The following is an 11,997-nucleotide window of genomic DNA, read 5'->3' as shown; positions in this document are numbered from 1 at the left end:
GCAGGGGATTTTCGACGATGACGACCGACCGCGGGGCGCTGGCCGCCCTGCTCGCCACCATGACGATGCTCGCATCGGCGAGCCCGGCACCGGCGCAGACCGAGCAGACTGCTCCCGTTCGCGGACTGGAAGCGCTGGCGACCCCCGCGCCGCAGACCAACGCGACCGTCCCGATCCCCGACGCGCCGAAGATCGTCCTGCCCACCGAGACGCCGACGCCCCAGCGCCCGCCGAGCCCGCGTCCCGCGGATAGGCCTGCCACCGAAAGAAACCGCCCGGCAAAGGCTCCTGCCGAACGTCCCACTGCGCGCAACGAACCGGAAACGCGGACACGCAGAGCCACGGACCCGACACGGCCGTCGATCTCGGCCGAGCCCGCCAGGGTAGCGACACCTGCACCCGAGCCGACGGTGGCCCCGCCGCCGGCCGAGGCGCCGGTTACCGATGCCGCCCCGCAACCCGCGCCGCAGACCGTACCCGATGCGACACCCGCGCCGACCTCACAGCCGACGATCACCGCGCCGGAGACGGGCAGGGCGATGCCGCTCTGGCTCTCGCTCGCCGTCATCGTCGTGGTCCTGGCCGCACTGTGGGTGCTCCGCCGCAAACCCCGCGGCCGTCGTCAGAATCAGGTGGAGCTCGAAACCGTCGCCGAGCCAACACCGGAGCCCCCGGCACCCGAACCCGCTTCGCCTCCCGCCGCCGCTGCGCCCCCGACGACACCAGCTGCACCCGCGGCCGCAGTAGCCCCCACGACCGCGATCGCCGCGCCGAAATTCCTCGAACCCCGCGCAAAAACGCCCCCGCCGCCGCCAGCGGCCCCCCGAGCACGCGTCACCTGCGATCTCCGCCCCTTGCGCGCCGGCCTCAACCTCCTCAGCGCCACCGTCGAGTGCGAACTGGTCGTCACCAACACCGGCGCTGCGCCAGCCAAGGCGATCCGCACCGGCGTCGCCCTCCTGACCGCGCACGCAGGCCAGGACACCGATCTCGCCCGGTTCAATGCTGCCCCGATCGTCCGCCCGGCCACGCCGCCCTTCGCGCTGGCACCCGGCGAATCGCGCACCATCCGTACCGTCGTGGCGATCGCCCGCGACGCGATCCAGACGATGACCGCCGCCAACCGCCCGATGTTCGTGCCCGTGGTCGCCACCAACATCCTCTACGCCACCGCCGGCGACGATGCCCAAACCGCGCGCGCCTGGGTCGTCGGGATCGAACGCGTAGACTCCGCCAAGCTCGCCCCGTTCTGGCTCGACGGGCCCGCGAAGATGTACACCACCGTTGCGGCCCGGCCACATGCGGCGACCTTCGAGCGGTAGATCGGAAGGTGGGGGCTTCGCTAGCCCCTACCGTTCGTGCTGAGTAGAGACCGAGTAGCTCCGCAAGGAGCGTATCGAGGGCTCGTATCGAAGCACAGGTCCCGCGCGCTACGCTGGCGTGCGCTAGACGACCCACCACCACCAGACACGAAAAAAGGGCGACCCCATCGCTGGGGCCGCCCTTTTTCCTAGCTGCAACCAGCAGGGGCAAAGCCCCTGCTTCGTCGGTCGGCATGAATGCCGCCGGCCGGCCTTGCGGAGTGCGATTTAGCCTAAGCTAAATCGTCTCTCCGCTTGCGGCTTACTTAACCTCAACCGTAGCGCCAGCTGCTTCGAGCTGAGCCTTGATCTTGGCGGCCTCGTCCTTCGACACGCCTTCCTTGACGGCCTTGGGAGCCGACTCGACCAGCGTCTTGGCTTCGGTCAGGCCGAGCGCGGTGATCGCACGGACTTCCTTGATGACGTTGATCTTCTTGCCACCGTCGCCGGTCAGGATGACGTCGAATTCGGTCTGCTCTTCTGCTGCAGGAGCAGCTGCGCCGCCGCCTGCTGCCGGTGCTGCAACCGCTGCTGCGGCCGAAACGCCCCACTTCTCTTCGAGCAGCTTCGAAAGCTCAGCTGCTTCGAGAACGGTCAGTTCGCTCAGGCTCTCAACGAGTGCGTTCAGGTCTGCCATGATAAATCTCCATCTCGGGGCTCGTGCCCCATCAGTTCAAAAAGGTAACGAAAGGCCTGCAAGATCAGGCGGCTTCCTTCTCCGCGTAGGCAGAAAGCACGCGCGCGAGCTGCGCTGCCGGAGCCTGCGTGATCGTTGCCAGCTTCGTCGCAGGTGCGACGATGAGGCCAACGATCTTGGCACGCAGTTCATCCAGCGAGGGCAGCGTTGCGAGCGCCTTAACGCCTTCGACGTCGAGGGCAGTCGCGCCCATCGCCCCACCCACGATTTCGAACTTGTCGTTCGTCTTCGCGAATTCCACGGCCACCTTGGCGGCCGCGACTGGGTCGATGGAGCTGGCCAGACCGACCGGACCCGTGAGCATGTCGCCCAGCGAGCTGTAGTCGGTGCCGTCCATTGCGATCTTGGCAAGCTTGTTCTTCGAGACCTTGTAGGTCGCGCCGGCGTCGCGCATCTTGTTCCGCAGCACAGTGGACTGTGCGACGGTCAGGCCGAGGTTGCGCGTCACGACGACGACGCCGACCTCGGAGAAGGTGCGGTTCAGCTCGGCTACGGCCGCGGTCTTTTGATCACGATCCATGCCATTCTCCACGTTTTGTCGGGTTGCTCGCCGAAACGAACGACCCGGTTACTACCGGAGGCGCAGACAAGCCCGCGCTTCCGGGTGTCTCGTCGATGGGGCATGGGAGAGGGCAGGCGCACGAGGCGCTCCGCGAAATCTCATTCCCCGTCTAGGTAGGAGATTAAGCACCGGCAAACCCTGTGCACCCACTGTCTCGGACGGAGTTCGACGAGCAAGCCCGCCGAACGAACCTGCGCCTTAGCGGAATTGATGGCGGAGTCAAGTCAAGTACCACGGTGGCCGGATCGGCTCGAACCCTGACGCTCCGGTGAGCAAGGTGCAGGCAACCACAAGAGACCGGAGTTGGTTGACCGGTGCCGAAGATCTGGCCGCCACACTGGCAATCGCGATCACGGGAATGGCGGAACTGGACAATATCTGGTCCGAAATGGATGTCGTAGGTCACTGTTCTGGCAAAGACCCGCCAAAACCGATCCAACATCATGACCAATACGACAGTAAAGGGCGTAAATCCTGTATTCCGATGCTCTCAGTCGCCACTGATACAAGGAGATCGGCAGGGGAGGTCGGGTTATGTTTGGATTGATACTCAACTATTATCTCTATGACACTACGCAGGATCCGGTGCAGGTCACGTTGCTGGGTAGTTTTAATACCTTGATGAAGACGGTGTCTGTCAATCCGTCATCCGCGGCCGCTGCTTGGCCGCGCGCCGACATCCTTCCTCTTGCCCAACATGATGTTCAGTCGCAGTTCGGCGGCGGCACGCTGGAGGCCCATGTCTGCACGTTGAAGACGAGTCAGTTCGAAGCGGCGTTCGATGGCGACGGCAATGGACATGACGATGCGCACGGCGATGGTGGTGCGAAATGAAAAGATCCTATCTCCTGGTCGCGCTGTTGCTCGGGGCATGCGCCCATCCGGAGGATCGCCGTTGGGCGGCGCTCGTCTCAAGGACGGACGACAGCGGCGAAAAGCCAAGCGTCGCGGTATATTCGTTCGCCACGCCCAGCGAAGCGCACCCTCCGACACGATTGCGCGACCTGACAGGAGAGGGGCAGGCTGCGTATATCGCGCAAGTGGGTGATGCGGGTGATGCCGCGGCCCTTCGCAAAAAGCTCGCGATGCCGATCGATGGCGAGCACGCTATCGGACCGACGGTGCCGCCTGCATTGGATCGGACGCTGGTCGTCTCGGTTCAGAAGCCGCGCTCGGCCGGTGTCGGGGACCGGTTGATGCACACGAAGGTCACGATCGTTCCGGTCGACAAGGGGTTTGAATTCGCCGGCTATACGATCGCAGCGACCGATAATCGGGTCCAGGATATCGCGAAGCTCTCGACGACGAGCGATGCTTCGCTCGATGTCAGCCTCGCGCCGCCGATCAAGGCGCTGGGAGACGTCGGCATCTCCGGCAAGGCATCGCGGAGCCACATGACGAGCGCGGATATCGTCCAGCAATATGAGAAGCTGAACATCGATATCGAGCCTGAGACGATGACGATCATCCGCGAGAGCGAACGCGGTCTCGATGTCGTCGGCAATACGATCATCAATCTGACGATCGTCCCCCGGCTTCCGGAAAACGGCAACATACTGCCACAGGTCTTTCTCGCGACCGGGCAGGATTTGGTAGATAATGGCCGCCTGCGATCCGCGAGCACCGCCTCGATCAACCTCGAACAGGTATCTGTGCCGGAAAAATGCGCGCTATTGAGCGGCGATCTGGATGAGACAGTAGCGGCGATCAGGATGAGACTCTGCGGCCGTGACGGGAGCGAGATTGTCGCGGCGCGACAGGCAATGCAAGGCCAACTTTGGTCTTGATCGCCGCTCCGCGACAGACGGTGTCTCAGCTTGATTGTCGCTGGAGGGCTGCGCGGCGTCGGTAGCTCTCGACGTTCATCTCGAAGATGGTGGAATGATGAACGAGGCGATCGACAGCGGCGAGCGTCATGGCGGGGTCAGGGAATACGCGCGACCAGTCGCCGAATGGCTGGTTGGCGGTAATGAGGGTTGATCGGCGTTCGTAGCGGGCGCTAATCAGTTCGAAGAGGACGGAGGTTTCGGCCTGGTCCTTGGTGACGTAGGCGAGATCGTCGAGCACGAGCAGGTGATATTTGTCGAGCTTGGCGATCGCACTTTCGAGGGCGAGCTCACGGCGCGCGATCTGCAGTTTCTGGACGAGATCCGAGGTACGGGTGAACAGGACGCGCCAGCCCGCCTCGATGAGTGCCATGCCGATTGCAGCGGCGAGATGGCTCTTCCCGCCGCCCGGTCCGCCAATCATGATGAGGTTGGCCCCCTTCTCGAGCCAGCTGTCGCCGGCGCAGAGCGCCATGATGTGAGCCTTCGAGATCATCGGCACGTTGGTGAAGTCGAAGGTGTCGAGGGTCTTGCCTGGTGGCAGGCGTGCTTCTGCCAGGTGCCGCTCGATGCGTCGCCGGTCGCGTTCGGCGATCTCATGCTCGGCGAGCGCGGCGAGGAAGCGGGTGGCCGGCCACGCCTCCTTGTCGGCGCGTTCAGCGAACTGGAGCCAGGCCTGCTTGATGGCAGGCAGACGCAGTTCGTTGAGGATGAATGCGAGGCGCTGGGTGTCGACAGCGGGGTTCATGCGGCCGCTCCCGTCAGCAGAGTGTCGTAGACGGCAAGCGAGGGCAATTGCACCGAGACGACCGGCAAGCTGGCCGGGTCTGGTGAGAAGCGTGCTCGTAGCTGCGTGAGGTCTGGCAGGCGCCTGGCGTCCAGATCCGCTGCCAGAACATCTGCCAGCTCTGCTTCGCAACCCCGCTCATGCGCGAGCGAGAGCAACTCGACCATGATCTTGCAGGCGACGCGCTCGGGCAGTTGTTCGATAAGACGGTCGAATGTCCGGCGATACGCTTCGCGCGGAAAGATCTGGTCGCGGTAGACGAGGTTCATCAGCGCCATAGGTTTGCGCCGCAGGCTGTGAATGACGTGCCGGTAGTCGACGACGTGTCCGTGCTTGCCGTCGCTGGGCGTTCGTCCGCGACGGAGCGTCATGAGACGCGTCGCGCCGAGGAAGATATCGAGGCGGTCGTCATACAGGCGGACCCTCAGCCTGTGGCCGATGAGGCGCGACGGGACCGTGTAGAAGACCTTCTTCAGCGTGAAGCTGCTGGTCGAGGTGACGGGGACAATGCTCTCCTCATAGTCGCCGGTGCGAAGCTGCGGGAGCGGCTGCAGCGTTGCGCGCTCGGCATCGATACGAGCCGCGTTGCGTCGGTTCTTGCGCGCGACGATCTCGTCGATGAAGGCGCGATAGGCGGTCAAATCGTCGAAGTCGCCGGATCCGCGCATCAACAGTGCGTCGTTTACGGCATATTTGAGATGGCCGTGGGGGCTTTCGATAGCGCCGTTCTCATGGGCGACACCGCGATTGTTGCGCGTCGGCTCCATCGCATAATGCTCGCAAAGCGCATCATATCGCCGCGTCAGGTCAACTCTGGCGTCAGCGTCGAGATTGCGGAATGCGGCCGACAGGCTGTCACTGCGGTGTAGGCGTGGCGCGCCGCCTACCGCCCACAGGGCGTTCTGCAGTCCCTCGGCCAAGGCGACATAGCTCTCGCCGCCGAGGATGACATGGGCGTGCTCGAAACCCGACCAGACCAACCGGAAGTGATAGAGGAGATGCTTGAGCGGCTCGCCGGCGACCGTGACGGGCACATCGAGGTCGCCCATATCGGTGAAGTCCGACAGGCCCATGTGGCCGGGCTCGTGGGTCTGACGGAAAATGACTTCCTGGTCCTGACCATGCCGCGCACGCCATGTCCGGATGCGCCGCTCCAGGGTCCTCCGGATACCGGGCGACAGATCCGAATGCCGGCGAAGCATCTCCTCAAATATGGCAACGGCCCGCAGGCCGGGAGCCGCCTGGAGAAGTGGGACAATCTCGGTGTCGAAGATCTCTGCCAGCGGGTCTGGTCGGCGCCGACCTCGCGGCTCCGCCTTCTGGGACGGGAGTTTGCCGCCCTTGAGCAGTCGATAGGCGGTCGCCCGGCTGATACCGGCCTTGGCCGCTGCCACGGGCACCGGGTCGCTTTGACGATGTTTCATAAAGAGCCTCGTTTGATGATCGTTGACGTGTCGACCGCTCACCTGCGCTCTTCCCCCAAGGAAAAGCCCAGATGTAGGCCGGTCACGACCACCAAAGCCCTTCGAAAGGGCTTCCGTTTGGGGCTGTCGGCTCCGGGCTACGCCCTACGCCGACAGCCCCAAACGGAGTCTCATCTTGATTGACGCTGCTGTCTCACCTTCATCGCCGCGCAGCAGCGCGCTGCGTGCGAAGGTCACGATGCGTTATCTGATGCGACACGTCGTGTCGGGCACGGAATATTACACCGAAGGCAAGCAGACTGTCGCGCTCCTCGACGGCGATACCGATCCCCTCCTCCATACGCTGGTGCGGGAAGAAGAAACCCAACCCCTTTTGTGGCAGATCGTCACGGCGAGCGGCCAGGGCCTGACCGTGTCGCCTGCTCCGGGGGCGCAGCAGTTCCTGGTATTCGACAATTATTCCTCGGCGCAGGAATTTTCCGCTTGGCTTGACGCGACACGCGCCCGGACGATCGGAAAGGCGAGGGTACAGTTGCTGGTCAACGGTGCGACCATCGCCTCTCCGCCGAGCGTGAGGCCTTATAAGATGAAGTGCACCGCGGGCGTGGCGTCCTGAGCGAGAGATCGGCGCCAATTGCACATCTGCGGATCCGACGCAGCGTTTTCGTTGGAGCGTAAAAGCGCGGGCCGATAGCTGCGCGCAAACGGACGGAGCGATGTTGGACTCGAAGGCCGTAAGAAGGGCCAGCATCGCTCCAGGCTCGCCCCTGGCTCAGCGGCAGGACGGAATTCCCGTCGTTGTCGGTTGCGGTCGCCTGCGCTTGCCGACCTGTTGGCGTGCCGTTCCGGCTTTGAGGGGCTACGTCGGTAACCCTGGATCCTGACTTTCGTCAGGATGACGACGCGAAGGTTTCCAGGGGGGAATTATCGACAACCGTAAGCCGGGCTGGTGCACACGCAAAAAGGGCCGGGATCGCTCCCGGCCCTTTTCTGTCTTAGCGGCAGGACGGGAGTAAATCCCGTCCTCGTCGGTCGCGGTTGCCCGCGCCGGCCGGCCTGTCGCTGTCTCGGGATTAGCGTTCGCTGATCCCGTGCGGCTGGGGCTTACGCGCCTGCAACCTCGGCCGTATCGACCTTGATGCCCGCACCCATGGTCGACGAGATCGCGACCTTCTGGACGTACTTGCCCTTGGCGCCGGTCGGCTTGGCCTTGACCACCGCGTCGACCAGTGCGTCGAAGTTCGCGCGCAGGTCTTCTGCCGGGAACGACGCCTTGCCGATGCCCGAATGGATGATGCCGGCCTTCTCGACGCGGTATTCGATCTGGCCGCCCTTGGCAGCCTGAACGGCCGCTGCGACGTTCATCGTCACCGTGCCGAGCTTCGGGTTCGGCATCAGGCCCTTCGGACCCAGCACCTTACCGAGGCGACCGACGATGCCCATCATGTCCGGGGTCGCGATGCAGCGATCGAAATCGATCGTGCCACCCTGGATGATCTCCATCAGGTCTTCGGCGCCGACGACGTCCGCGCCTGCTGCGAGGGCCTCTTCAGCCTTCGCGCCGCGGGCGAACACGCCGACGCGGACGGTCTTGCCGGTGCCCTTGGGCAACGTCACCACGCCGCGGACCATCTGGTCGGCGTGACGCGGATCGACGCCCAGGTTCAGCGCGACTTCGATCGTCTCGTCGAACTTCGACGTGGCGCCCGAGCGTGCGAGACCAATGGCCTCGTCGATGCCGTGCAGCTTGACGAGGTCGACCGTGATGGCCTTCTGCTTCTTGCTCAATGCCATGATATCAGCCCTCCACCACTTCGAGGCCCATTGCGCGGGCGCTGCCTTCGATGATCTTCGTCGCGGCGTCGATATCGTTCGCGTTGAGATCCTTCATCTTCGTCGTGGCGATCTCGCTCAGCTGCGAGCGCTTGATCGTGCCAGCGACGACCTTGCCCGGCTCCTTCGAACCCGACTTGAGACCAGCGGCCTCCTTGATCAGGTACGAGGCAGGCGGGGTCTTCGTCTCGAACGAGAACGAGCGATCCGCATAGACCGTGATGACGGTCGGGATCGGCATGCCCTTCTTCAGTTCGCTCGTGCCGGCGTTGAACGCCTTGCAGAACTCCATGATGTTCACGCCGCGCTGACCCAGCGCAGGCCCGATCGGCGGCGCGGGCTTTGCCTCGCCTGCAGGGACCTGCAGCTTGATGTATCCGGTAATCTTTTTAGCCATGTCACTCTCTTTATGTGAGCCTAGCGGTGATGGCGGCTACCGTGTCGGCAACCTCCCGCAATTTCCATCGATGAAGGTGGAAGCCGGCGCGCATAGCGCAAAAGTCCGAACGCGGCAATATGAGTCGGCGCTTCGTATCGGCCGCCGCGGTGACTGGCACGCAAGAGGCAATCGCGTGTGGGGAGCAGCCTATTCGAACACGTCGACCGGCCACGCGATCTGTCTGGCTGCCGCGTAACACGCCGCACGCGACGGATAGCCGTCCGAGTAGCTGATGAGGCTGCCGTTCTCGTGAAACAACAGCCAGGCCCAGGCACCGGTCAGCACGGGGGGAGGCTTGAGGTCGAGCTCGTCGACCTTGTGGATTTCCAGTTTCATGACGGGTGTTTCCGATCGTCGAGAATCGGTGTCGGAAGGCAGCGCCTTATCGCCGGTGAATTTGGCGAGGGCGCGGCCGAACCGGTGGTCAAGCGGCATGGTGCGACGTGATCGTTTGGTGCGGTACCGGCTTGCCCCAGTAGAAACCCTGGCCACAATCGGCGCCCAGCATCTCGGCCAGCCCGAGATCCCGTTCGGTCTCGATGCCTTCGATCACGGTTCGGATATGCCTGCTCCTGCAATAGTCGATGATTTCCTTCAGCAACGACGTCGGAAATTCACCTTTGCTGCATTTCTGGAATATCTTGCGGTCGATCTTCACTTCCGAGATCGGCAGGTCCGAGATGCGATCGAAATTGGTCGCCCCCTTGCCGAAGTCGTCGAGCGAGATCGGCACGCCCATCCGCCCCAGTTCGTGCATGGTGTTCAGCAGATCGGCACCGGCATCCAGCCCCGGATAGCTGATCTCCGTCAGCTCGATGCCGATCATCCCTGTCGCGGCTCGATGCCGCCGTAGCAGGATCGGCATCGCCGCGATAAAATCGGGATGGGCGAGAACCGCCGCGCTGCAGTTCGCCGCTATCGGCACCGGCCGTCCGTCCTTCTCCAGCGCGCCCAGCAGTCGCGCCGCAGCTTCCACCGCGAGCAGCGTCGCGGCGATCTCCAGCGACAGGATCGTCGACGGCGCAAAGATGTGTTCGGGATTGAGCGAAGGACGGTTCCGCAACCGCGTCAGCGTCTCATACCCCGCGACGTTGCCGGTACGCAGGTCGCGCTTGACGTGAAATTCATGCGTCAGGTTGGGGAGCAGGCGCCCCTGCTGGATCAGCCACGACAGGAAATGCCGGTCGCCCGTGTCGCCGTCATGGTCGTGCCGGGCGATCCCGGGCAGTCGGTCGGCGATACTCTGCGCCGTATAGGGCGCATCGAGCGTGTCGACATGCGCGATGTCCGATTGCTCGGCCAGGATCATGGCATCCTGGAAATGAAAGCCGGCGCGCAACACGGTCAGCGCCCCGGCATAATGCTCTTCGTCCAGCAACGTGATGAACGCGTGCTGGTTGGCGATCGATACGTCCGGATTCACGACGATGAGGTCCGGCTGGAACGCAAGCCCTGCTCTTTCCTCGCTCGCCATGCCGATCCACGCGACCTTGTGGCCCATCGCCTCGAGTTGACGATGAACGATGTTGCAGCGCTCGCCCTCATGGTCGAGAAATAGAATTCGGTGACCGGAAGACGTCGAAGCCAAGAGGGGCTCTCCAAGCGACAATTCTCGTCTCATGATGTTTGTCGATTGCATCGATCACTTCCACCGTAGAATTTCGAACGAGAACACGTACACGCCAAAACGACACGATGCTTTCGCTCGGCAAGAGTGTCGGCAACGGCAATTTTGGTGGTCGCTATCACTACATCGGCGATAGCCTGAGCATGGGCTGAGCCACAGACGTTAGCGGAATGTAAACCGATCTGGTTAACGTGAAATATTTGCGAATACGATGATCACGGTGCCATGCAATCTATGACTACAAATGCATGAAAACATTCAAATATAACTTATGTTAGACTTCATAAATCAATATCTTACAATTAAATAATTTCAAGACTTACAGGGTGGATAGAACGCTGGGCATATATCAAACGATGAAAGTCTTCCTCGGGATCGGTTCGCCGGTTCGGCGACAATCAACTGATCGCGACGTGCTTGCGAACCAGATGCGCAACACCGGTACGGGATACCGTCCTGCCCCGCGCGCGTGAGTTTCGCGGCCCGCCCGCTAGAGCCTGATCGAAGAGATTCGCCCAGTCCGGCCACGGGTCATCGCGCATTCGACCCGATCGACCCGCCGCGCAGGAACCCGCGTGGTATCAAATAGGTTTCACAGGCATGGCCATTTCGGCCGTTTTCCGGGAGAACTACAACGATGACTGACTTTTCCGACCTCGTCGATGGCTATCAGCGGTTTCACACGTCTGATTGGCGTCGCGAGCGTGAGCGCTGGACGCAGCTTGCAGGCGAGCAAAAGCCCCGCGTGATGGTGATCGCCTGCTCGGACAGCCGAGTCGAGCCCGCACAGATTTTCGATACCTTGCCCGGCGAAATCTTCGTCGTCCGCAACGTCGCCGCGCTGGTTCCACCCTGCGAGTCGGGCGATGACGGCTATCACGGCGTTTCGGCCGCGGTCGAATTCGCGGTCACGCAGCTCAAGGTCGAGGAAATCGTCGTTCTCGGTCACGGCAGCTGCGGTGGCTGCAAGGCGTCGCTCGCGCGCACCTTCGAGAAGACCGAAGACGGCGCGGACGGTCGCTTCATCGGCAACTGGGTCGGCTTGCTGGACGACGCGCGCGACAAGGTCGAGAGCGAGCATGACGATCTCACCAGCCGCGAGGCCTATCGCGCGATGGAGCAGGAAGGCGTGAAGACGTCGATCCGCAACCTCCGCACCTTCCCGTTCGTCCGCAAGGCCGAGGAAGCCGGTGAGCTGAAGATCCAGGGCGCGGTCTTCGCGATCGACGACGGATCGCTCGTCGTGCTCGACGAGTCCGGGAAGTTCGAGGCAGCCAAGCCGCGCGTGTAACGCAACGAACTGACGGTCTATAGGGAAAGGCGGCGCGATCATCATGGTCGCGCCGCCTTTTTCCTGCCCGCGAACTCAGAAGCTGCCGCAGGAAACTTTCGAGCCCCGACGTGGCGCTCCGATCAGGCCGATCAGGCAACGCCTGGAGTT

The 11,997-nt window shown here is 63.0% G+C and carries 13 protein-coding genes and 1 pseudogene; 6 read left to right on the top strand and 8 right to left on the bottom strand.

Annotation, left to right across the window (positions count from 1 at the left end):
- Positions 1-17: 17 nt before the first annotated feature.
- Positions 18-1,322: a hypothetical protein gene (locus AC1MLZ_RS06760; protein WP_480960954.1), complete on the top strand. Its 1,305-nt coding sequence runs from the start codon at positions 18-20 to the stop codon at positions 1,320-1,322.
- 301 nt (positions 1,323-1,623) lie between these two features.
- Here AC1MLZ_RS06760 and rplL read toward each other — a convergent pair whose 3' ends face one another.
- Both rplL and rplJ read right to left on the bottom strand, forming a co-directional pair.
- Entirely contained in the window at positions 1,624-1,998 is a 375-nt protein-coding gene (rplL, locus tag AC1MLZ_RS06755; RefSeq protein ID WP_056047577.1) for a 50S ribosomal protein L7/L12, read from the bottom strand.
- 64 nt (positions 1,999-2,062) lie between these two features.
- Positions 2,063-2,578 carry a 50S ribosomal protein L10 gene (gene rplJ, locus AC1MLZ_RS06750; RefSeq protein WP_093396839.1) on the bottom strand — a complete coding sequence of 172 codons (516 nt, stop codon included), beginning with the start codon at positions 2,576-2,578 and terminating at the stop codon, positions 2,063-2,065.
- A 310-nt stretch (positions 2,579-2,888) separates the two neighbouring features.
- Between rplJ and AC1MLZ_RS06745 the strand changes: the two genes are divergently transcribed.
- The 3 genes from AC1MLZ_RS06745 to AC1MLZ_RS06735 are packed head-to-tail and all read left to right on the top strand — an operon-like array spanning position 2,889 to position 4,407.
- Positions 2,889-3,167, top strand: a complete 279-nt coding sequence (locus AC1MLZ_RS06745; RefSeq protein WP_480960953.1) for a hypothetical protein — start codon at positions 2,889-2,891, stop codon at positions 3,165-3,167.
- Positions 3,155-3,454 (top strand): hypothetical protein, encoded by a 300-nt coding sequence (locus AC1MLZ_RS06740; RefSeq protein WP_480960952.1) that lies wholly within the window; start codon positions 3,155-3,157, stop codon positions 3,452-3,454. The genes AC1MLZ_RS06745 and AC1MLZ_RS06740 overlap by 13 nt, the downstream gene beginning before the upstream one ends.
- Positions 3,451-4,407, top strand: a complete 957-nt coding sequence (locus AC1MLZ_RS06735) for a hypothetical protein (protein ID WP_480960951.1) — start codon at positions 3,451-3,453, stop codon at positions 4,405-4,407. The genes AC1MLZ_RS06740 and AC1MLZ_RS06735 overlap by 4 nt, the downstream gene beginning before the upstream one ends.
- 31 nt (positions 4,408-4,438) lie before the next feature.
- On the opposite strand, the pseudogene istB reads toward AC1MLZ_RS06735, so the two are convergent.
- Positions 4,439-5,194: pseudogene (istB, locus tag AC1MLZ_RS06730) on the bottom strand (IS21-like element helper ATPase IstB); the annotation flags it as partial.
- Positions 5,191-6,699 carry an IS21 family transposase gene (gene istA, locus AC1MLZ_RS06725; protein ID WP_151989758.1) on the bottom strand — a complete coding sequence of 503 codons (1,509 nt, stop codon included), beginning with the start codon at positions 6,697-6,699 and terminating at the stop codon, positions 5,191-5,193. The gene istA and the pseudogene istB, both read right to left, overlap by 4 nt.
- A 133-nt stretch (positions 6,700-6,832) precedes the next feature.
- Here istA and AC1MLZ_RS06720 point away from each other — a divergent pair, with 133 nt between their 5' ends.
- On the top strand, positions 6,833-7,273 hold the full coding sequence (locus AC1MLZ_RS06720) for a hypothetical protein (protein ID WP_480960950.1): 441 nt from the start codon (positions 6,833-6,835) through the stop codon (positions 7,271-7,273).
- Positions 7,274-7,761: 488 nt separating this feature from the next.
- Here the strand turns inward: AC1MLZ_RS06720 and rplA are convergent, their stop codons facing one another.
- The 4 genes from rplA to AC1MLZ_RS06700 all read right to left on the bottom strand — a co-directional run bounded on the left by rplA (position 7,762) and on the right by AC1MLZ_RS06700 (position 10,430).
- Complete coding sequence (gene rplA / locus AC1MLZ_RS06715) at positions 7,762-8,454, bottom strand: 50S ribosomal protein L1 (RefSeq protein WP_480961481.1); 693 nt, start codon at positions 8,452-8,454, stop codon at positions 7,762-7,764.
- 1 nt (position 8,455) lies between these two features.
- Entirely contained in the window at positions 8,456-8,887 is a 432-nt protein-coding gene (rplK, locus tag AC1MLZ_RS06710; protein ID WP_056047586.1) for a 50S ribosomal protein L11, read from the bottom strand.
- 189 nt (positions 8,888-9,076) lie between these two features.
- On the bottom strand, positions 9,077-9,265 hold the full coding sequence (locus tag AC1MLZ_RS06705; RefSeq protein ID WP_480960949.1) for a DUF1508 domain-containing protein: 189 nt from the start codon (positions 9,263-9,265) through the stop codon (positions 9,077-9,079).
- 88 nt (positions 9,266-9,353) lie between these two features.
- Positions 9,354-10,430, bottom strand: coding sequence for an EAL domain-containing protein (locus tag AC1MLZ_RS06700; protein WP_480960948.1), 1,077 nt, complete (start codon positions 10,428-10,430; stop codon positions 9,354-9,356).
- Between the two features lie 763 nt (positions 10,431-11,193).
- Between AC1MLZ_RS06700 and AC1MLZ_RS06695 the strand changes: the two genes are divergently transcribed.
- Positions 11,194-11,847, top strand: a complete 654-nt coding sequence (locus AC1MLZ_RS06695; RefSeq protein WP_480960947.1) for a carbonic anhydrase — start codon at positions 11,194-11,196, stop codon at positions 11,845-11,847.
- The last annotated feature ends 150 nt before the right edge of the window (positions 11,848-11,997 follow it).

The organism is Sphingomonas sp. PEI4 (assembly GCF_056679955.1).
The sequence above is the reverse complement of the archived record's forward strand: the minus strand, read 5'-3'. Positions and strand labels throughout refer to the sequence as shown.

Bases quoted from the DNA above. Each gene is read 5' to 3' on its own strand.
- AC1MLZ_RS06695 (WP_480960947.1), top strand. From the start codon at position 11,194: ATGACTGACTTTTCCGACCTCGTCGATGGCTATCAGCGGTTTCACACG.
- rplL (WP_056047577.1), bottom strand. From the start codon at position 1,998: ATGGCAGACCTGAACGCACTCGTTGAGAGCCTGAGCGAACTGACCGTT.
- AC1MLZ_RS06760 (WP_480960954.1), top strand. From the start codon at position 18: ATGACGACCGACCGCGGGGCGCTGGCCGCCCTGCTCGCCACCATGACG.
- AC1MLZ_RS06740 (WP_480960952.1), top strand. From the start codon at position 3,155: ATGTTTGGATTGATACTCAACTATTATCTCTATGACACTACGCAGGAT.
- rplK (WP_056047586.1), bottom strand. From the start codon at position 8,887: ATGGCTAAAAAGATTACCGGATACATCAAGCTGCAGGTCCCTGCAGGC.
- AC1MLZ_RS06735 (WP_480960951.1), top strand. From the start codon at position 3,451: ATGAAAAGATCCTATCTCCTGGTCGCGCTGTTGCTCGGGGCATGCGCC.
- AC1MLZ_RS06700 (WP_480960948.1), bottom strand. From the start codon at position 10,430: ATGGGCCACAAGGTCGCGTGGATCGGCATGGCGAGCGAGGAAAGAGCA.
- AC1MLZ_RS06705 (WP_480960949.1), bottom strand. From the start codon at position 9,265: ATGAAACTGGAAATCCACAAGGTCGACGAGCTCGACCTCAAGCCTCCC.
- rplJ (WP_093396839.1), bottom strand. From the start codon at position 2,578: ATGGATCGTGATCAAAAGACCGCGGCCGTAGCCGAGCTGAACCGCACC.